Below are 19001 nucleotides of genomic sequence, written 5' to 3'. Positions count from 1 at the left end.
TCATGACGCCAAAACCCTTGCCAAGGCCTAAACCGCCCGAGGACTGGAACGCGCGCGAGCTTCAAGCGCCGCGCCAGGAAAGCTCGCGGATAGGCGCGAGCGGCCAAAGCCGGCCGCCCAAGCACAACCCCGCCGCCATTCACCCGCCGGCCAAGGCTCGGGGCCTGGCGCCGCCGCGTCGCTGGAGCGCGGAGGAGCTAGGCATTCTCCAACGAGAATATCCACAACGGGGGGAGGCTTGCCGGTCCATGCTGCCGGGGCGCGGCTCCCTCGCCATCAATCTCCAGGCGCACAAAATGGGCTTGCTGCCGCCAATGCCGGCCGCAAGCCCGGCCTCTCCCGGCAAACGCTCATGAGCTGGCTGCGCGCCTTGCTGGGCCGGGACACGGCGCCGGAAGAAGAAGCTCGCCAGCGGCTGCCGCGTTGGTCGGCTTGGCTGAAGCCGATTTCCGATGCCTCGCCCTGCGGCGAAGATCTGTCCCACGACGATGAGTTTGTGGCCTTGAAAGAAGAAGCGACCCGTCTTTCCGGCATGAACGCGCAGCTGGCCTTGGCGCATGCGGAAACCTTGCTGAAAACCCGCGGCAAGGATTTGCGCGTGGCGGCCTATTACGCCTTCGCCCGGCTACGCCAGGACGGCGTGGCCGGCCTGGCGGACGGCCTGGAGCTGAACGCCGCCTTGCTGGAGCGCTACCCGGACGCGGTCTGGCCGCGACAGCCGGCGCGGCGACGCAATGCGTTGGAATGGCTGGCCAGCGAACGCTTTACCGACCAACTGGCCGCGCTGGCCGATGACGACGGCGCAGCTTGGCGGCGGGCCGCCGCCGCCTTGCTGCTGGTGCAACGGCTCTCCGAGCACAGCGAGGCGCCGCCGCTGCGGCTGGAAACGCTGGGCCGCTGTCTGCAGCCCCGACTGCAAACCGCCGGCGCCGGTCAGGCGGCCATGGACGCGCCCGCGCCCGCGGCGGCCAGCGCGGCTGCGCCGCCGGCGGGCGCCGATGAGGTAGGTTCCTGGCGCGAACTGCTGGAACAGGCGCGGCGGATGGCGGTGTTTCTGCGCCAACAGCCGGAAGGCCAGGCCGCCGCTCTTCGTCTGCTGCGCGCCGTGCGCTGGGAGGCGCTGAGCAGCCCGCCGCCCGGCGACGCCGATGGCCGCAGCCGCTTGCCGCCGCCGCGCGCAGAGCTGCGCCAACAGCTAAAGCGCCTGCTGTTGCAGCAACAATGGCGGGACTTGAGCGAGCGGGTGGAAAGCGCGTTCGCGGAAGGCGCCAACCATTGGTGGCTGGACCTGCAGCGTTACGCCTGGCTGGCGAGGCAATATGACGGGGAAATGGGTTCCCCGTTGGCGGAGTTGATCCGCGACGACGTTCAACGGCTATGCCAGCGGCTGCCCGGAGTGGAAAAACTGAGCTTTAGCGACGGTAGTCCGTTTGCGGAAGACGCCACGCTGGAATGGCTGGCTCAATGGCGGCGGCCGGAAACCTCCGTTCTCGCAGCGCCGGCGGCCGACGAGCGCGCGGACTGGCCGGAAACGGAAACTCAGGCCCACGCCATCGCTGCGCAGCAGGGTTTGCCGGCGGCCTTTGCCTGGGTGCAGGCCCTGCCCGCCATCGCTGGCGGCCGCGAGCGCTGTCTGCGGCAACTGTTGCTGGCGCGGCTGGCGGAACGTCACGGCCGCGCCGAAATGGCCATCCACTTGCTGGAGGCCTTGCTGCGCCAAGCCGATGGCCATCAGTTGGACGTCTGGGAGCCGCAGTTGGCCTTCGAGCTTCTGGCGCAATTGGCGCGGCTGTTGCGCCAGCGCATGCAGCGCAAGGACGTAGACCGTTCCGGCCTGGCCCAACAACTGGAGCGGCTCAACGCGCGCCTGGCCGCGCTGGACCCGGCCCGGGCGCTGGCCGGCGCCTCCTCGTGAATTCGCCCGCGCCGCACGCGGCGCTTTTTCCATCTGCCGATGAAAGCCGCCCATGGATGATCTGACTCTGCGCTATTACGAAGCGGAAATGCGCTACCTGCGCGAGGCCGGCAAGGAGTTCGCCCGCGCCCACCCCGACCGCGCCGCCCTGCTGAATATCGACCGGGTGGGCAAGCGCGACCCTTACGTGGAGCGTCTGTTCGAAGGCTTCGCCTTCCTGACCGGCCGCATCCGCCAGAAACTGGACGACGATTTCCCGGAGTTGACCGAAGGCCTGGTCAATATGCTGTGGCCGCACTATCTGCGCATGGTGCCTTCGCTGACCGTGTTGGAGTTGCGCGCCGACGCCCATGCGCTGCAACAGGCCAAGCCGGTGAAAGCCGGCCTGAGCGTGCTGACCTCTCCGGTGGGCGCGAACGCGGTGCGCTGCGCCTATCGCACCACCCAAGCGGCGATGATTCAGCCCTTGCTGCTGTGCCAGGCCGGCGCGCGCCTGGACGGCGAAGGAAGATCCGTGCTGGAGCTGCGCTTTGATCTGGGAGCGGCGGCCAAGCGCGAGGCCCTGGACCTGTCCCGTCTGCGCCTGTTCCTGGCCGCCGATCCGCCCATCGCCTTCGCGCTGCGTCATGCGCTGACCCGACAGTTGGGCCGCGCGCGCCTGCGGCCTCTGGGCCGGGAAGACTACCCGGTCCATGAGACGCCGACGCTGCGCTTCGAGCCAGTGGGCTTTGACGAGGCGGACCGGCTATGGCCCAAGGCCGACAACGCCTTTGGCGGCTATCAGTTGCTGCTGGAGTACTTTTGCTTCCGCGAAAAGTTCCAGTTCCTAGATCTGGCCGGCCTGGACGCGGCGCTGCTTCCCGGAGACGCCGCCGGCTTTACGCTGGAGCTGACCTTGACGCAACGCTATCCGGCGGACATGCCATTCAACGCGGACAATCTACGCTTGCACTGCGTGCCAGCGATCAATCTATTCCCAATGGAAGCCGAGCCGCTACATGTAAACCATCTGAATCATGAGTACCGGGTAGTGCCATTGGCGAGTCAGGGGCCCGAGATCGAGGCCTGGTCCGTGGACGAAGTCGTTTCCATGGACACCGAGAGCGGCGGCCGTCACGCTTACCTGCCATTCACCAGCTTCCAACACCGGGGAGGCATGCTGCGTGATGAGGCGCCGGAACGCTTTTACCATGCGCGAACCCGGCTTGGCGCGGCCGGCAGGCCGGAAACCTGGCTGGCGCTGGGCGGCCATCTTTGGGATTCGCCGTCGGCGGCGATGCGGGAGGAAATCCTGTCGCTGCGCGTCACCGGCACCAACGGCATGCTGCCGCGCAAAGCGCTGCGCGAAGCGCAGATCCTGGAGCGCTCCGCGGCTCCGCCGCTCACCCAGATCGCCAACCTGACCGCGCCCACCCTTCCTTGCTACCCCCCGGCGGAAGACCGCTATCAATGGCGGGTGCTGTCTCACCTTGCGCCCAACTTTCTATCGCTGCTGGACGCCGAGGTGCTGCGCGGGACGCTGGCGCTGTACGATTGGACCGAAGACGAATTGAACCGCCAGCGGCTGAACGGATTGCTGGAGGTGAGACATCAGCTGGTTAGCCGGGTCAAGCAAGGTTGCATGGAGCGCGGGGTACGCATTGAGCTGACGGTGGACCGAAGCGGCTTCGCCGGCCCGGGCGATATCCATCTGTTTGGGGATTTGATGCATCGCTTCTTCGCCGCCTACGCCGACATGAACCTGTTCACCCGTTTCGAACTACGCATCCTGCCCGAAAACGAGCGAGTCCGTTGGCCGGACAGTAAAACGGAGGCGCCTCCGCTATGACGGAAACCGACTTTTACACCTGGCTGCAATCCGCTCCCGCCTATAACTTTTTCCAATTCTGCCGTGTTCTGGAGCGGCTGCCCGGCAACATGCGCTTGGGCGCGGTCGACAGTCCGGCCAGCGATCCTGTGCGGCTGCTGCCCTCTCCGTCGCTGGGCTTTCCCGCCGGGGAAATCGTCCGCGCGGAGCCGGCCGACCCCGACACGGGCCGTCCCCCGGTGCTGCGCACCACCTTTATGGGGCTTTACGGAGTCGACGCCGTGCTGCCCTATTACTTTCTGGACGATATCGCCGTCCGCCGCGAGGGGCACGAACCGCTAGCGGCGATGCTGGACTTGTTCAGCCATCGCCTCACCGCCCTGCTCTATCGCGCCTGGGGCAAATACCGTTATCCGCTGGCCTTCCAGGCCGGCGGGCGCGACGCCTTATCCAAAGCCTTGCTGGGCCTGATCGGCATGGGCTTGGGCGAGGCGGCGGAGCGACGGCAACTGCCCGCCGGCCGCCTGCTGGGATTGCTGGCCCTGTTGGGCCAGCGCACCCGCCCCGCCTCCGGCCTGGCCAGCGTCATCCGCCATGCGCTGCCCGGAGCCGGCGTCCGGGTGCGGGAGTTCCTGCCCCGCTGGGCGATGCTGGACGAGCCCGTTCCCCTCTCCGGGCGGCCGCCGCTGCGCGCCGGCGAATTCGTTCTGGGCCGCCGGTTGCGCGCCGCCAATCACGCGATCGCCGTCACCGTGCGCCCAAGGCATGCAGACTGCGTGCCCTCCTTGCTGCCCGGCGGGCTCTTGCATCAGGACATGCTGGCATTGACCCGGGTTTACCTGGGATGGCGGCTGGAAGCCGAAATCTGGCTTGAATTGCCCGCCAGCTGGTTGCCTGCCAGCCGCCTCGACTCCAGCGTCCGGCCCAGGCTGGGCTTGGGCGCAACCGCCGGGACGGCGGGCGAACGCTGGCGCCGCTTGCGCATCGGTCATTATCAACCGCTGCCGGACGCCTGCGGCCGGCAGCCAGGAGAACCAGGATGAAACCCCTCTTTCCCTCCCTGCGCGCCGGACTGCTCTTGCTCGGCCTGACCCTGCCGCTGAGCGGCTGCGGCCTGTGGCAAAGCACCAAGAACCTTACCGTCAGCGCCGCTCAAAAGATTTTCCTGACCCGTATAGAACGCCTGAATCTGGACTTGATCGCTAGCGAGGAACTGAACGCCGACGCAGGACAACGACCGTTGACGGTAGTGGTGCGGGTGTACCAGTTGAAGGACAAGGCCGCCTTTCTCGCCGCCCCCTACTCAACGCTGCTGGAGCAGGATCAATCCGTGTTGGCCGACGACCTGCTGGTCAGCCACCAAACGCTGTTGCGGCCCGGCGCGGCGGTCAGTCTGCGCGAGCCTTACCATCGGGACGCGGCCTACGTCGGCGTGGTTGCGCTGTTCCGTCAAGTGGATGCGGAACGGCAATGGCGGCTGCTCTTGGACAAGAAGGAACTGGACAACGACAAGCCTCTGCAATTGGAGCTGCGCGGCTATGCGCTGGAACGCCGTCAGACGGAGGGATGAATATGGGGCCCGCACTATATGAAATGCTGACAGGGCAGTTTGCCGACGGACAAGAGCTGGACACTTTGGCGCCGGAACAGCAGTTCTCTCACAGCGTGATCGACAGCATCCGGCGCATCCTGAACGCACGCGCGGGATCGCTCAAGCATTTGCCGGACTACGGGCTGCCGGATCTGGGCCACGTTTATCGCCATTTGCCCGCCAGCGCTCACCAGCTGATGCGCTGCATCGAGCAGACCTTGCTGCGCTACGAACCCAGGCTGGACGCGGTAGAAGTCGCTTTCCAAGGCGACCACGAGCAAATGGTGTTGCGCTACCGGCTGCGTTGCCGCTTGAAACAGCACGGCGAACTGATGCTGGACGCAAGCTTCACGCCCGAGGGCGGCGTCAGGTTAAGCCATGGTTCACGGTCGTAAACAGACGCCAAGCCGGCGGGCCGCCAAGCGCCGCGTAAGAAAAAAGCCGGGGCTGGCCGCCCCGGCTTTATGCCGGCCAATGCGCGAACCTGGCTCAGACCAGACCGCTGTCCTTCAATTTGCGCTCGAACGTCTCCATGCAACGCGCGGCCACGCCCAGCATTTCATCGATTTCAGCCTTGCTGATCACCAGCGGCGGCGCGGACACGATGTGGTCGCCGCAGGCGCGCATGATCAGGTTGTTGCTGAAGAAGATGTCGCGGCACATCAGGCCGACGTCGCCGAACTCCGGGAACAGCTCGCGCTTGCTCTTGTCCTTGACCAGGGTGAACGCCTGGATCAGGCCGACGCCACGCACATCGTCCACGTGCTCGAACTGGCTGAAGGTCTCGCGCCAGCGCTTCTGCATATAGGGACCGGTTTCGTTCTTGACGCGGTCGATGATGCCTTCGTCGCGCAAGAGCTCGATATTGACACGCGCCACCGCGCTGGCCACGGGATGGCCGGAGTAGGTGAAGCCGTGGTTGAAATCGCCGCCGGCGATCAAACCCTGGGCCACGCGTTCGCCCACGAAAACCGCGCCAATGGGCAGATAGCCGGAAGACAAACCCTTGGCGGTGGTGAAGATGTCCGGACGGAAGCCGAAGTGCTCAAAACCAAACCACTCGCCGGTGCGGCCAAAGCCGCAGATCACTTCGTCGGCCACCAGCAGCACATCGTATTTGCGGCAGATGCGCTCCACTTCCGGCCAGTAAGTGGCCGGCGGAATGATCACGCCGCCGGCGCCCTGGATGGGTTCGCCAACGAAGGCCGCCACTTTTTCCGGGCCGATTTCCAAAATCTTCTCTTCCACCCAACGCGCGGCCTCCACGCCGAACTCGTCCGGGCTCAGATCCTTGCCGTACTTGTACCACCACGGCTGCTCAACGTGGGCCATGCCCGGAATCGGCAAGTCGCCCTGCTCGTGCATATACTTCATGCCGCCCAGGCTGGAGCCGCCGATGGTGGAGCCGTGATAGCCGTTCCAGCGGCCGATCAGGGTCTTCTTGTCCTTCTTGCCTTGCACGTCCCAGTAATGGCGCACCATGCGTATCATGGTATCCACCGCCTCGGAGCCGGAGTTGGTGTAGAACACATGCTCGTAGCCGGCCGGCGTCACTTGCGCCAGCAGGTGGGACAGCTCCACCACGGCCGGGTGGGTGGTCTTGAAGAAGGTGTTGTAGAAGGGCAGTTCGTCCATCTGGCTCTTGGCCACGTCGGACAGTTCCTTGCGGCCGTAGCCGATATTGACGCACCACAGGCCGGCCATGCCGTCGATGATCTTATTGCCCTCGGAATCCCACAGGTAAATCCCCTCGCTGCGAGTCATCACCCGCGCGCCCTGCTGGTTCAACGATTGGGTATCGGTAAACGGATGCAGATGATGCGCTGCATCCAGTTGGCGCCATTGTTCGGTCGTGCGTTGTTGATTCTGCATAGGACTTCCTTCCAGTATTCTCCAACGGGGCGTAGATGTTCTCTGCCGCCCCTCCTTCGCCATTGGCGTATTTTCAGTGCTTATCCTGGCTGTCCGGGCTGATTCTAACGGACAAATCAGCCCAATGTCATAGCTAAATCACACGTGCAGCAGCAGGAACTTGCGCTCCCACGGGCTGATCACGCGGAAGTATTCGGAGAACTCCTTCTCCTTCATCCCCACGTACATGCTGACGAAGCGCTCGCCCAGCACCTCGGCCATTTCCTTGCAGGAAGCCAGTTGCTGCAAGGACTCCTCCGAGGAGTTGGGGAACTGGTACGGCAGTTCGTAGGCGTCGGTCTGACGCGGCTCGCTGGGTTGCAGCTTGTTGATGATGCCCAGGTAGCCGCAAGCCAGCGTCGCGGCCATGGCGATATAGGGGTTGACGTCCACGCCCGGCACCCGGTTTTCGATGCGGCGCGCCGCCGGCGAGGAGTGCGGCACGCGCAGCCCCACGGTACGGTTGTCGTAACCCCATTCGACGTTGGTCGGCGCCGCGGTATAGCGAGACAAACGGCGGAATGAGTTCACATACGGCGCAAACAACGGCATGGACTGGGGCACGTATTTCTGCAGGCCGGCGATGTAGTGGAAGAACAAATCGGACGGGCTGCCGTCTTCATTGGTGAACACATTGCGGCCGGTGTTCTTGTCCACCAAGCTCTGGTGCATGTGCATGGCGGAGCCCGGCTCGTTTTCCATCGGCTTGGCCATGAAGGTGGCGTACATATTGTGGCGGAACGCCGCCTCGCGCACGGTGCGCTTGAACAGGAACACCTGGTCCGCCAGTTCCAGCGGGTTGCCGTGCAGGAAGTTGATTTCCATCTGCGCGGTGCCCACTTCGTGAATCAGGGTGTCCACTTCCAGGTTCTGTGCGTGGCAATAATCGTAGATGTCCTCGAACAACGGATCGAACTCGTTGACCGCGTCGATGGAATAAGAGCGGCGGCCGAACTCGGCGCGGCCGGTTCTCCCCACCGGCGCGGACAGCGGAATGTCCGGGTCCGGGTTGGGGGACAGCAGGTAGAATTCCATTTCCGGAGCCAGCACCGGCTCCAGCCCCATCTCGTCAAACAGGCCGATCACGCGTTTGAGCACATTGCGCGGCGCCACGTCCACCGGGCTGCCGTCGGCGCGCAGACAGTCATAGATCAATTGCGCGGTGGGATCGACGGCCCAGGGCACAAAGCGCAGGGTGTTCGGGTCCGGGGCCAGCACCATGTCCGGGTCGGTCAGGTCCAGCATGCTGTCGTCGGGGTAGTCCCCGGTCACGGTCTGGATCAGCACGACTTCGGGCAGGCGCATTTCCGGGTCGGACACGAACTTGTCCTTGGGCACGATCTTGCCGCGCGCCACGCCGGTCATGTCGGGGACGATACACTCGACTTCAGTGATCCGGTGCTCTCGCAGCCATTCATTGATCTGATGGGTCATGATGTTCTTCCTCTGTGTGTGTTATTCCGAGTGGTGACACAAGGTCTCGGTTAATTGCGGCCCGCGTTGCCGCTGGTTGCGGCGTTGGCGGCAGGCGTCGCCAAATGCTTTGAAGATGGCCATGGACAGCGGGTTCTCCCAATACTTCCATTCCGGATGCCATTGCGCGGCGAAGGCGAAGCCCTTGGCGTCGCGCACGCGGTAGGCCTCCACCAGGCCGTCGTCGGCGACGGCCTCGCAGATCAGGCGATCGGACAGCCGCTTGATGCCCTGCTGGTGCAGGGAATTGACCATGGCGGAGTCTTGGCCGGTCCATTGCCGCAGCAGGCTGCCTTCGGCGAAACGCACCGAGTGGGACAAGGCGTACATCGCGTCCACGTCCGGCGTGTCCGGCTCGCGGTGGTCCCGCTTGCCCTCTTCTTCCTGCACGTGCTGGTACAGTTCCCCGCCCATCGCCACGTTGATTTCCTGAAAGCCGCGGCAGATGCCCAACAGGGGGATGCCCTGCTCCAGCACTTGCTGGATCAACGGCAAGGTGGTGGCGTCGCGCATCGGGTCGTGCATGGTGCCGGGCCGGCTGGGCGCGCCGCCGTAGCGGTGCGGTTCGACATTGGACAGCGAGCCTGGCAGCAGCACGCCGTCCACCAGTTCCAGCACGTCCTTCAGCGCGGTCTTGTCGCCCAGCGCCGGCAGCAGCACCGGCACGCCGCCGGCGCCGCCGGCCGCCGCGGCGATGTATTTTTCGCCTGCGGCGTGGAACGGCAACGGGCCTACCATCTTGATGTCACAGGGTATGCCGATGATAGCTTGCAACATTTCGAATCCTTGATACGGGTTAGGAAGCCGCCTTGATGGCTTCTATCGGGTCGATGAACGGGTGGCTCAGCGCCTGAGCCACCGCCTGATAAGTGAGCCGGCCGCGGCAGACGTTGAGGCCGTTGCGCAAATGAGCGTTATCCAGTAAAGCTTGGCGCCAGCCCTTATTGGCCAGCTCCAGCGTGTACGGCAGCGTGGCGTTGGTCAGCGCCTGGGTGGAGGTGCGCGCCACGCCGCCGGGCATATTGGCCACGCAGTAATGGACGATGCCGTCCACCACGTAAATAGGGTCTTGGTGCGTGGTGGGCCGGCTGGTCTCGAAGCAACCGCCCTGATCTATCGCCACGTCCACCAGCACCGCGCCGGGCTTCATGATTTTCAGCATCGGCCGCGTCACCAGCTTGGGTGCCGCTGCTCCCGGAATCAGCACCGCGCCGATCACCAGGTCGGCCTCGCGCAGACAGTCTTCGATATTGGCGGAGTTGGACACCAGCGTCTTGATGCGGCCGCCGAACACCATGTCGATTTCTTTCAAGCGCGGCAGCGACTTATCCAGGATGGTGACCTCGGCGCCGGCGCCCATGGCCATGCGCGCGGCGTTCAGCCCCACCACGCCGCCGCCTATCACCACCACTCGCGCCGGGGCCACGCCCGGCACGCCGCCCAGCAGCACGCCGCGGCCGCCCTGGGCTTTTTCCAGCGCGTGCGCGCCGGCCTGTATCGCCATGCGGCCGGCCACTTCCGACATCGGCGCCAGCAGCGGCAAGCCGCCTCGCTCGTCGGTGACGGTTTCGTAAGCAATGGCAATCGCATCCGATTCCAGCAATAATTTGGTCTGTTCCGGATCCGGCGCCAAATGCAGATAGGTGAACAGGATCTGATCCCGGCGCAGCATCCGGCACTCCACCGGCTGCGGCTCTTTCACCTTGACGATCATGTCGCTGCGTTCGAAGGTTTCTTCGGCGCTGGAAGCAATGGAAGCGCCGGCCTGGATATACTGTTCATCGGTAAATCCGATGGCGAGGCCGGCCTGGGTCTGGACCAAAACCTTGTGACCGTTGGCGACTAACTCCCGGACTCCAGACGGGGTTAGGCCAACACGATACTCGTGGTTCTTGATCTCCTTGGGAACACCGATCAGCATGTCGCTCTCCTCACTTAGATTTGTTGCGGAAGTGCCGCGCAAGCGTTTAAGAAAATTCACAACACGCTTGCCCCTTGTTTCTGATTCTGACTATAAACCCCCAACGATGCAAAGATATTCGATTTTGCGTCGCAGCAAGTAGTGCAGAGTCCGTACAAAATAATTATCATAAAGCGTCTAAAATTATTAACATACTGACGGAGCAGGAATCCATGGACGTTGGCGCGAGATTACGCATGGTCAGGGATCGTTTCGGGCTGTCTCAGCGGGAGCTGGCCAAGCGAGCCGGAGTCACCAACGGCACCATTTCGCTGATAGAGCAGAATCGGGTCAGCCCTTCGATCAGCTCGCTGAAAAAAGTGCTGGAAGGCCTGCCGATGACGCTGGCGGACTTTTTCACCTTCGATTCCGACCCGGAACAAGCCAGAGTGTTCTACCAGGCCCACGAATTACCCAATCTGGGCAATGAGCAGATCCAACTGCTGCTGGTGGGCACCGCCCACGACAAACGCGACATCGCCATCCTGCGCGAAGTCTACGAAACCGGCGCAGACACCGGGCCGGACATGTTGACGCACGACGGCCAAGAGGGCGGCGTCATCATTAAAGGCAGTATAGAAGTGACCGTGAACAACGAGAGCCGCGTCCTGGGGCCGGGCGACGCGTATTACTTCGACAGCCGGCTGCCGCATCGCTTTCGCAATGCCGGGACTGAAACCTGCGAAGTGGTGAGCGCCAGTTCGCCGCCCACATTCTGAGAATCTGTTTACGATCTACTGCGCGTCGGCGATACGGCGTTGAAACCAACTTCGAAATGCTCGTGTACCGTATGTACACTCCGCTTTCTCAGCTGTTTTCGCCTTGTCTCACCTTAGCTAGAGAGATCGCAGTTCTGAGAACCATTGAGAACAAGAAGCGCCGGCAAGACCGTATCCGGCGACCAGCAGGCCATAAGGCCAGGCCGGGGAGCTTTGCCCGCCGCGCCGGCTCCAAGCCCACGACAGACGACAACGCAGTCAAACCCGCGTCAAGCGATACCGGCGCCGCCAACGAACGGCGCAGGATCAATCAAAGGAGAGAGTAAATGGCTAGAACGCATGCCGAATGGAAGCAATTCGCCGCTCAACTGAAGATCGAAGGGCGCGCCTTCATCGCCGGCGAGTACTGCGCGGCGCAAGACGGCAAAAGCTTTGCCTGCAACAACCCCGCCAACGGCGAGAAGCTGGCCGACGTGGCCTGGTGCGGCGAGGCCGACGTGGAGCGCGCGGTGCGCGCCGCGCGTCAAGCCTTCGACTCCGGCGCCTGGTCCGGCCTGCCGCCGCGCGAGCGCGGCCGCATCCTCAAGCGCTTCGCCGCGCTGATCTACGAGCACGGCGATGAGTTGGCGCTGCTGGAAACCCTGGACGTGGGCAAACCCATCAGCGACACCCTCAGCGTGGACCTGCCCGGCAGCGCCTACTGCGTGGAATGGTTCGCCGAAGCCATCGACAAGATAGGCGGCGAAGTGGCGCCGGTGGATCCCAAGGTAGTGGGCCTGGTCACCCGCGAAGCCATCGGCGTGGTGGCCGCCATCGTGCCGTGGAACTACCCCATCATGATGGCCAGCTGGAAGTTTGGCCCGGCGCTGGCCGCCGGCAACCCGGTGATCATCAAGCCCTCGGAAAAATCCCCGCTCACCGCCATCCGCCTGGCGGCGCTGGCTAAAGAAGCCGGCATCCCCAACGGCGTGTTCCAAGTCCTGCCCGGCGCAGGCGACGTGGGCAAGCTGCTGGCGCTGCACATGGACGTGGACTGCGTCGCCTTCACCGGCTCCACCGGCGTGGGCAAGCTGATCGCCGGCTACGCCGCGCAATCCAACCTCAAGCGCGTCTGGCTGGAACTGGGCGGCAAATCGCCCAACATCATTCTGCCGGACTGCCCGGACGTCGCCCAGGCGGCGCGCGCCGCCGCCGGCGGCATCTTCTACAATATGGGCGAAGTCTGCACCGCCGGTTCCCGCGTGCTGGTTCACCGCGACATCAAGGCGCGCTTCCTGCAGGAGCTGGAAGCGGCCGCGGCCCGCTACTACCCGCAAGATCCGCTGGACCCGGCCACCAATATGGGCGCCATCGTGGACCGCATCCAGTACGACAAGGTGCTGTCCTATATCGGCAAGGGCGACAGCGAAGGCGCCAAGAAGCTGTTCGGCGGCAAACCGGCCCACGCGGATACCGGCCTGTTCATCGAACCGACGGCGTTTGACTGCCCCAGCGCCGACCTGACCATCTGCCGCGAGGAAATCTTCGGCCCGGTGCTGTCCGTCATTACCTTCGACGACGTGGAAGACGCCATTCGCATCGCCAACGACACCGAATACGGCCTGGCGGCCGCGGTGTGGACCTCCAACGTCAGCACCGCGCACCAGGTGGCGCGCCGCCTGCGCGCCGGCACGGTGTGGGTGAATTGCTATGATGAAGGCGGGGACATGAACTTCCCCTTCGGCGGCTTCAAGCAATCCGGCAACGGCCGCGACAAGTCGCTGCACGCGCTGGAAAAATACACTGAGCTGAAGAGCACGCTGATCAAGCTGTAAACCGCGTTTACAGCGCCACCGACAGGCTGCCCTCCGGCAGCCTGTCTTGTTTTCATCCACCCTCGGCAAAGGATGCGCCATGATCAAGTGCCTGACCGCCCTCCTCTGCCTTTACGCCGCCATGGCGGAGGCCGGTTCCGCAGCGCCCGCCTGCCCGGCGGAAGGGCTGAAGATTGGGTACTACCCAACGGCCGCCGCCTATGAAGGCGGCAAGGGCTACGACGTGGACCTGGTCCACGAACTGGCGCGCCGGCTGGGCTGCAATATCCGCGAAGAGCGCGAATACCCGCGCTTGCGCGTGCTGCTGCTGGTGCAGCACGGCAAGCTCAACCTGGCCACCTCCACCATCCCCTTGCAAAAGCGGCTGCGCTACGCCTGGGTGCTTCCCTATACCCGCGACCGCAACATGACCCTGCTTAACCCGGCGGTGCAAGGCAAGACGCCGGAACAATGGCTGAACGACCCCAAGCTGAAATGGGGCGCCGTCACCGGCTACCGCAACAGCCCGCTGCAGGACTATTTCCTGCAGCAGATGGCCAAGCGAGACAAGCTGATCTGCGCCGCCAACGAAGAAGACCTGCTGGATATGCTGCGCAGCGGCGCCATCTCCGCCGCCTTCTCCCAACCCCAGATTTACGATCACTGGATCAACGGCCAGCCGCGCGGACGGCTGCAAGTCAAAGTCATGGACCCCTTCCGCGACAGCAGTCTGGAAAACGGCCTGGTGCTGTCCCACCGCAGCTTCAGCGAGCCCCAGATGCGCCTCTGGCGGGCGGAACTGGACAAAATGCGCGCGGACGGCAGCCTGCAGCGCATTCTGCGCAAATACCTGAGCGAAGACAGCGTACGCGGCATGCTGGAGTAACAATCGCTCGCATGCGGCAAGACCCATCGAATCCGGCTATAGCTAAACGGAACGCGTACGGGAGAACGGCATGAAGGCACACTGGGCGGCGCTGCTTGGCGGCGCGCTGGCATCCGCGGCGGCGTTGGGCGATTCGCCCTGCCCGGCCGACGGCCTGAAAGTGGGTTACTACCTGATTGGCAGCGCCTATGAAAACGGCCACGGCTACGACGTGGACCTGGTGCACGAGCTGGCGCGCCGGCTGGGCTGCAATATCAGCCAGGAAGACGTCTATCCCCGCATCCGCGTGCTGAAAATGCTGGAACACGGACAATTGAACCTGGGCACTTCCACCATCCCCACCGCCGACCGCCAGAAATACGCCTGGATCTACCCCTACTTTTACAGCAAGAACATGATTCTGCTGTCCAGCCGTGTCGCCGCACGCACGCTGGACCAATTGCTGGCCGATCCCGCCGTCAAATGGGGCGTGATCCGCGGCTACCGCCACAGCCCGGAACAGGACGCCTTCATCGAACAACTAGCCAAGCGCGGCAAGGTGGTGATGGCCAATGATGAACGCGACCTCTACATCATGCTGTCCCAACGCATCGTCACCGCCGCCTTCGCCCACCCTTTCAGCTACGACAGCTGGCTCAACTCCCCCGCCCTGTCCGGCCAGGTGACGGTACTGGACCTGTTCCCCAACTCGGAACGCATCGCCGGCGGCCTGATGCTGGCGCACAGCGCCTTCAGCCAGCAGCAGGCGGAACAATGGCAGGCCCAGCTGCAGCAAATGCTCAAGGACGGCGCCCTGCGCAAGATCTTCGGCAAATACCTGAGCGCGGACAGCGTGGCCCAGTTGCAGCTGCAACCCTGATCCTTGTCCCAGCTTGCGCCGCCGCCGTCCGCTGCGGGACACTGAGCGGGTTTCGACTCAACGGACCCCGCGATGAAACTCTCCCGCCTCAGCCTGCTGCTGGCTATGCTGGCCAGCCCCCTGCTGCACGCCGCCCCGGCTCCGCAGACCCAGACGCTGGTCATGCTGCGCCACGGCGAAAAACCCGAGGGCGGCTACGGCCAGCTCAATTGCAAGGGCTTCAACCGCTCTTTGGAACTGGCCAAGCTGCTGCCCAAAAAATATGGACGGGCCGACCAGATCTTCGCGCCCTCCACCGCCAGCCAGACCCGGGACCCCGCCGGCACCTTCAACTACATCCGGCCGCTGGCCACCATCGAACCCACCGCCATCGCGCTGGGCTTGCCGGTGAACAGCAACTTCGACATGGAGGCCATCGACGCGCTGCAACAGCAGTTGGTCAATCCGCTGCAGCACGGCAAAACCGTCTACATCGCCTGGGAGCACAAGCTGCTGCGCGAGCTCGCCGTCAACCTGCTGCAGGACTACGGCGACAAGGGCGTGGCGGACAAGGTGCCCAAATGGGACAAGAACGACTTCGACAGCCTCTACGTCGTCACCCTCGACTACGGCCACACGCCGCCCAAAGCCAGTTTCCGCCACGAGCAGCAGGGGCTGGACAAGCTGTCGGACAGCTGCAAACTCCCCTAAAGACCCGGTTTACCGTCTACTACGCGTCCGCGGGCTAACCCGACAAAGGCATTGAGCAGATTCTCCGCTCGCGCCGGACGCAAAACAGCCGGCCCATCAAGGACCGGCTGTCTTCGTTTGCGGCAGGAGAATTACAGCGCCAGCTTGGCGATGGCGTCCTTGGCCGCGTGGATGGCGGTGGCGCGCTTGTCTTCGCCCATATTCACCGCTTCGGCGCGGACAAAGGCCACGTCGTTCACGCCCAGGAAACCCATCACCGTCTTCAGGTAGTCTTCCTGGAAATCCATCAACTGGCCTTGCTCGGTGCTGTAGACGCCGCCGCGCGAGGACACCACGATCACCTTCTTGCCGCCGGCCAGGCCCACCGGGCCGTTTTCGGTGTATTTGAAAGTGCGGCCGGACGCGGCCACGCGGTCTACCCAGGCTTTCAGCTGCGACGGAATCGAGAAGTTGTACATCGGCGCGCCGATCACCACCACGTCCGCGGCCAGGAACTCTTCGATCAGCTCATTGCTCAGCGCGGCTTCGCTGCGCTGGGTGGCGGTCCAGTCCGCCTCGGCAGTGAAATTGGCGCCGATGATTTCGCCGGACAGGTGGGCGATGGGCTGGCCGGCCAGATCGCGGTAGGAGGTTTCCACATTGGCGTGGCGCTGGCGCAGGGTGTCGGCGACAACGGCGGTCAGTTGGCGGGAAACCGAGTTGGCGGCGAGGATGCTGGAGTCGAGATGCAACAGTTTCATGGTCGGGTCCTTCGTGTCTTGGTAGAGAAAGTGATTGCATGATAGTTTTCCGCACCAATCCGCGCTAGACTGCAAAAATCGGAAACATTGTTCCATCAGCGAGACAATCATGCAGGACCTGAACGATCTGCTCTACTTCGCCAAAGTGGTTGAGCACGGCGGCTTCATGGCCGCCGGCCGCGTGCTGGGCATCCCCAAGTCCCGGCTGTCCCGCCGCGTGGCGGAACTGGAGCAGCGGCTGGGAGTGCGTCTGCTGCAAAGAACCACCCGCCGCCTGTCCTTGACCGAAATCGGCCAACAGTACTACCAACACTGCCAGGCGATGCTGGAAGAAGCCGAAGCCGCCGACGAGGCCATCGCCCGCAGCAGCGCCGAGCCGCGCGGCCTGATCAAGGTCAGCTGCCCGGAACTGCTGTCCAAGACCCTGCTGGCCCCGGCGCTGCCCCGCTTCATGGCCCGTCACCCGCTGCTGCGGGTGCAACTGGATTCCAGCAACCGGCGCGTGGATCTGATAGAAGAAGGCGTGGACGTCGCCATCCGCGTGCGCAACGTGATAGAAGACAGCGCCAACCTGGTGGTGCGCCGGCTGGCCACCGCCCTGACATCCCTGGTGGCCAGCCCGGCCTTGCTGGCCGAACGCCCCGCCCCCAAGCATCCGGCCGACATGGCCGGCTGGCCGGCGCTGACCATGAGCCGCCCCGACGGCCGCGGCCAATGGGCCTTGCTGGACCAGGCCGGCCACGCCTACACCGTACAGATAGACAGCCCGAGGCTGATGACCGACGACCTGATCGTCCTGCGCGACGCCGCCATCGCCGGCCTGGGCGTGGCCGCGCTGCCGGAGCTGGTCTGTCACGAGGCGCTGCAGACAGGCCAACTGGTACGGCTGCTGCCGGACTACGACATCCCCTGGGGCATCCTGCACGCCGCCTTCCCCACCCGCCGCGGCCTGCTGCCGGCGGTGCGCGCCTTCATCGACTTCCTCGCCACCGAACTGATTCCGCCGGATCACCCGGTTTATCAGCTGGCGCCTTAAGGTCTGCTCAAAGTCTCGCGAGCTAGAGCGAGATCGTGAACAGGCTCTTAGCCCAACATCCACGGCCGCCGCCCCGCGACCGGCCTCTCCGGCGCGGGTGCCGCGGCGGATCTAGCGCACACGGGTTGGTGACAAGCGCTCTCATTGCGCGCCGCGGCTTGGCTGGCCACGCCCGGCAGGCACAGCGCCGGAGCCGACAGCAAACGCTCCCGGCTGAGCTGGCCGCAACGGGGACAGGCGGCCGGCTCGGCGCGCGCCGCCAGCGCGCGCAGCAGGGAGAACGGACCGCAAGAGGAACAGCGATACTCATAAACTGGCATCATGGCATCCTCATTCCAGATCGTAGGATAGCGGCAAGGGCACGCCATCCAGCGGCTGCCGCATCGGCCCGCCGGCCTGTGGCCGGATATCGAAATCGAAGATGTCCGTCGGCAGCCACAGCGTGGCGCAGGCATTGGGCACGTCCACCACCCCGCTGATATGCCCCTGCACCGGCGCGCAGCCAAGAATGCTATAGGCCTGGGCGCGCGAATAGCCGAACTTGCCCAGGTACTCGATAGCGTTCAGGCAGGCCTGGCGATAAGCCACTTGCACATCCAGATAGTGTTGGCCGCCGTGCTCGTCCACCGAGACGCCCTCGAAAATCAGGTAGTCGCCGTGCCTCGGCGCCAATGGGCTGGGCTGGAACACCGGATTGCGGATACCGTAGGCCGCCATGCCGCCCTTGATCAGGCCCACCTTCAGATGGGCCCAGCCCGCCATTTCAATAGCGCCGCAGAAGGTGATTTCCCCATCCCCCTGGCTGAAATGCAAATCGCCAACCGACAGCCCGGCGCCGTCGATATAAACCGGCAGGAACACGCGGGCGCCCCGCGACAGGTCCTTGATGTCGCAATTGCCGCCATGCTCACGCGGCGGCACCGTGCGCGCCGCCTCTTCCGCCGCGCGCCTCGCCGTCTCCCCGCCCAACTGCCCCATATGGGCGCTGGGAGCGAAAGGCAAGTGCGCCACCGCGCGCGGATTGTCCCGCAACAACTCGGCCTCGCGCCGGTTCCACTCCTCCAGCAACGGCCGACTGGGCAGACAACCTATCAGGCCGGGATGGATCAGCCCGGCGAAACGTACACCGGGAATGTGACGGCTGCGGGCGTAAAGCCCCTGGAAATCCCACACCGTCTTTTGCGCATGCTGAAAATGCTCGCTGAGAAAGCCGCCGCCATTGCTGCGCGAGAAAATGCCGTTAAAACCCCATTGGCGCTCCGGCAAAGCGCCAATGTCCAGCAGATCCACCACAAGTAGATCGCCGGGCCGTGCGCCGGCCACCCCCACCGGACCGGACAAGAAGTGCACGATACTCAAGTCCAGATCGCGGATGTCGTCGGCGCAATCGTCGTTGCGCACACATCCGCCAGTCCAGTCGTAACATTCCAGCACGAAGTCGTCGCCGGGCCGCACCCAGCAGGCCATTGGAATGTCCGGATGCCAGCGGTTGTGGATCTGCGGATTGTCATACGGGGATTGATCGAGGTCGATCTTGATCAGGGTGGTCGCCATGGCTTGTGCTCCAGCACGATCGGGACCACGCGGGTCCCGCTTGCGAAAGTCCGCAACCGGCTGCCGC

At 64.3% G+C, this 19001-nt stretch carries 19 protein-coding genes; 12 read left to right on the top strand and 7 right to left on the bottom strand.

Annotation, left to right across the window (positions count from 1 at the left end):
• Positions 1 to 2: 2 nt before the first annotated feature.
• Genes HA052_RS18430 through tssE form a run of 6 tightly spaced genes read left to right on the top strand, consistent with a single transcriptional unit; the run spans position 3 to position 5708 of the window.
• The gene (locus HA052_RS18430; protein WP_166453017.1) at positions 3 to 356 is read left to right on the top strand and encodes a hypothetical protein; all 354 of its coding nucleotides are present in this window, start codon (positions 3 to 5) and stop codon (positions 354 to 356) included.
• On the top strand, positions 353 to 1915 hold the full coding sequence (gene tssA, locus HA052_RS18425) for a type VI secretion system protein TssA (protein WP_166453016.1): 1563 nt from the start codon (positions 353 to 355) through the stop codon (positions 1913 to 1915). The genes HA052_RS18430 and tssA overlap by 4 nt, the downstream gene beginning before the upstream one ends.
• Before the next feature lie 52 nt (positions 1916 to 1967).
• On the top strand, positions 1968 to 3743 hold the full coding sequence (gene tssF / locus HA052_RS18420; RefSeq protein WP_166453015.1) for a type VI secretion system baseplate subunit TssF: 1776 nt from the start codon (positions 1968 to 1970) through the stop codon (positions 3741 to 3743).
• The gene (gene tssG, locus HA052_RS18415) at positions 3740 to 4765 is read left to right on the top strand and encodes a type VI secretion system baseplate subunit TssG (RefSeq protein ID WP_166453014.1); all 1026 of its coding nucleotides are present in this window, start codon (positions 3740 to 3742) and stop codon (positions 4763 to 4765) included. Before tssF ends, tssG begins: the two co-directional genes overlap by 4 nt.
• Positions 4762 to 5292, top strand: coding sequence for a type VI secretion system lipoprotein TssJ (tssJ, locus tag HA052_RS18410; protein ID WP_166453013.1), 531 nt, complete (start codon positions 4762 to 4764; stop codon positions 5290 to 5292). The genes tssG and tssJ overlap by 4 nt, the downstream gene beginning before the upstream one ends.
• 2 nt (positions 5293 to 5294) lie before the next feature.
• Positions 5295 to 5708 (top strand): type VI secretion system baseplate subunit TssE, encoded by a 414-nt coding sequence (gene tssE / locus HA052_RS18405; protein ID WP_206118954.1) that lies wholly within the window; start codon positions 5295 to 5297, stop codon positions 5706 to 5708.
• A gap of 94 nt (positions 5709 to 5802) precedes the next feature.
• On the opposite strand, the gene HA052_RS18400 is transcribed toward tssE, so the two are convergent.
• The 4 genes from HA052_RS18400 to ald all read right to left on the bottom strand — a co-directional run bounded on the left by HA052_RS18400 (position 5803) and on the right by ald (position 10618).
• Complete coding sequence (locus HA052_RS18400; RefSeq protein WP_166453011.1) at positions 5803 to 7185, bottom strand: aspartate aminotransferase family protein; 1383 nt, start codon at positions 7183 to 7185, stop codon at positions 5803 to 5805.
• Between the two features lie 138 nt (positions 7186 to 7323).
• The gene (locus HA052_RS18395) at positions 7324 to 8658 is read right to left on the bottom strand and encodes a glutamine synthetase family protein (protein WP_166453010.1); all 1335 of its coding nucleotides are present in this window, start codon (positions 8656 to 8658) and stop codon (positions 7324 to 7326) included.
• Between the two features lie 21 nt (positions 8659 to 8679).
• Complete coding sequence (locus tag HA052_RS18390) at positions 8680 to 9474, bottom strand: gamma-glutamyl-gamma-aminobutyrate hydrolase family protein (protein WP_166453009.1); 795 nt, start codon at positions 9472 to 9474, stop codon at positions 8680 to 8682.
• 19 nt (positions 9475 to 9493) lie between these two features.
• On the bottom strand, positions 9494 to 10618 hold the full coding sequence (gene ald, locus HA052_RS18385; protein ID WP_081547962.1) for an alanine dehydrogenase: 1125 nt from the start codon (positions 10616 to 10618) through the stop codon (positions 9494 to 9496).
• A gap of 212 nt (positions 10619 to 10830) precedes the next feature.
• Between ald and HA052_RS18380 the strand changes: the two genes are divergently transcribed.
• The 5 genes from HA052_RS18380 to HA052_RS18360 all read left to right on the top strand — a co-directional run bounded on the left by HA052_RS18380 (position 10831) and on the right by HA052_RS18360 (position 15604).
• A complete protein-coding gene (locus HA052_RS18380) occupies positions 10831 to 11376 on the top strand; it encodes a cupin domain-containing protein (RefSeq protein WP_081547963.1) in 546 nt (181 codons plus the stop codon).
• A 326-nt stretch (positions 11377 to 11702) separates the two neighbouring features.
• Positions 11703 to 13190: an aldehyde dehydrogenase gene (locus HA052_RS18375; RefSeq protein WP_081547965.1), complete on the top strand. Its 1488-nt coding sequence runs from the start codon at positions 11703 to 11705 to the stop codon at positions 13188 to 13190.
• Between the two features lie 79 nt (positions 13191 to 13269).
• Positions 13270 to 14055: a substrate-binding periplasmic protein gene (locus HA052_RS18370; RefSeq protein WP_166453008.1), complete on the top strand. Its 786-nt coding sequence runs from the start codon at positions 13270 to 13272 to the stop codon at positions 14053 to 14055.
• 70 nt (positions 14056 to 14125) lie between these two features.
• Complete coding sequence (locus HA052_RS18365) at positions 14126 to 14914, top strand: substrate-binding periplasmic protein (protein WP_166453007.1); 789 nt, start codon at positions 14126 to 14128, stop codon at positions 14912 to 14914.
• A 72-nt stretch (positions 14915 to 14986) separates the two neighbouring features.
• Positions 14987 to 15604 (top strand): hypothetical protein, encoded by a 618-nt coding sequence (locus tag HA052_RS18360; protein ID WP_240937416.1) that lies wholly within the window; start codon positions 14987 to 14989, stop codon positions 15602 to 15604.
• Between the two features lie 131 nt (positions 15605 to 15735).
• Here the strand turns inward: HA052_RS18360 and HA052_RS18355 are convergent, their stop codons facing one another.
• Positions 15736 to 16344, bottom strand: a complete 609-nt coding sequence (locus HA052_RS18355) for an FMN-dependent NADH-azoreductase (RefSeq protein ID WP_166453006.1) — start codon at positions 16342 to 16344, stop codon at positions 15736 to 15738.
• A 109-nt stretch (positions 16345 to 16453) separates the two neighbouring features.
• On the opposite strand from HA052_RS18355, the gene HA052_RS18350 reads away from it, so the two are divergent.
• A complete protein-coding gene (locus HA052_RS18350; RefSeq protein WP_166453005.1) occupies positions 16454 to 17380 on the top strand; it encodes a LysR substrate-binding domain-containing protein in 927 nt (308 codons plus the stop codon).
• A 47-nt stretch (positions 17381 to 17427) separates the two neighbouring features.
• Here HA052_RS18350 and HA052_RS18345 read toward each other — a convergent pair whose 3' ends face one another.
• The gene (locus HA052_RS18345) at positions 17428 to 17703 is read right to left on the bottom strand and encodes an FmdB family zinc ribbon protein (RefSeq protein WP_166453004.1); all 276 of its coding nucleotides are present in this window, start codon (positions 17701 to 17703) and stop codon (positions 17428 to 17430) included.
• 7 nt (positions 17704 to 17710) lie between these two features.
• Entirely contained in the window at positions 17711 to 18934 is a 1224-nt protein-coding gene (gene fmdA / locus HA052_RS18340; protein ID WP_166453003.1) for a formamidase, read from the bottom strand.
• Positions 18935 to 19001 lie beyond the last annotated feature (67 nt).

The sequence above is a fragment of the Chromobacterium fluminis genome, from assembly GCF_011602385.1.
GTDB lineage: Bacteria > Pseudomonadota > Gammaproteobacteria > Burkholderiales > Chromobacteriaceae > Chromobacterium > Chromobacterium fluminis.
This window is presented reverse-complemented; position numbering and strand designations above follow the sequence as displayed.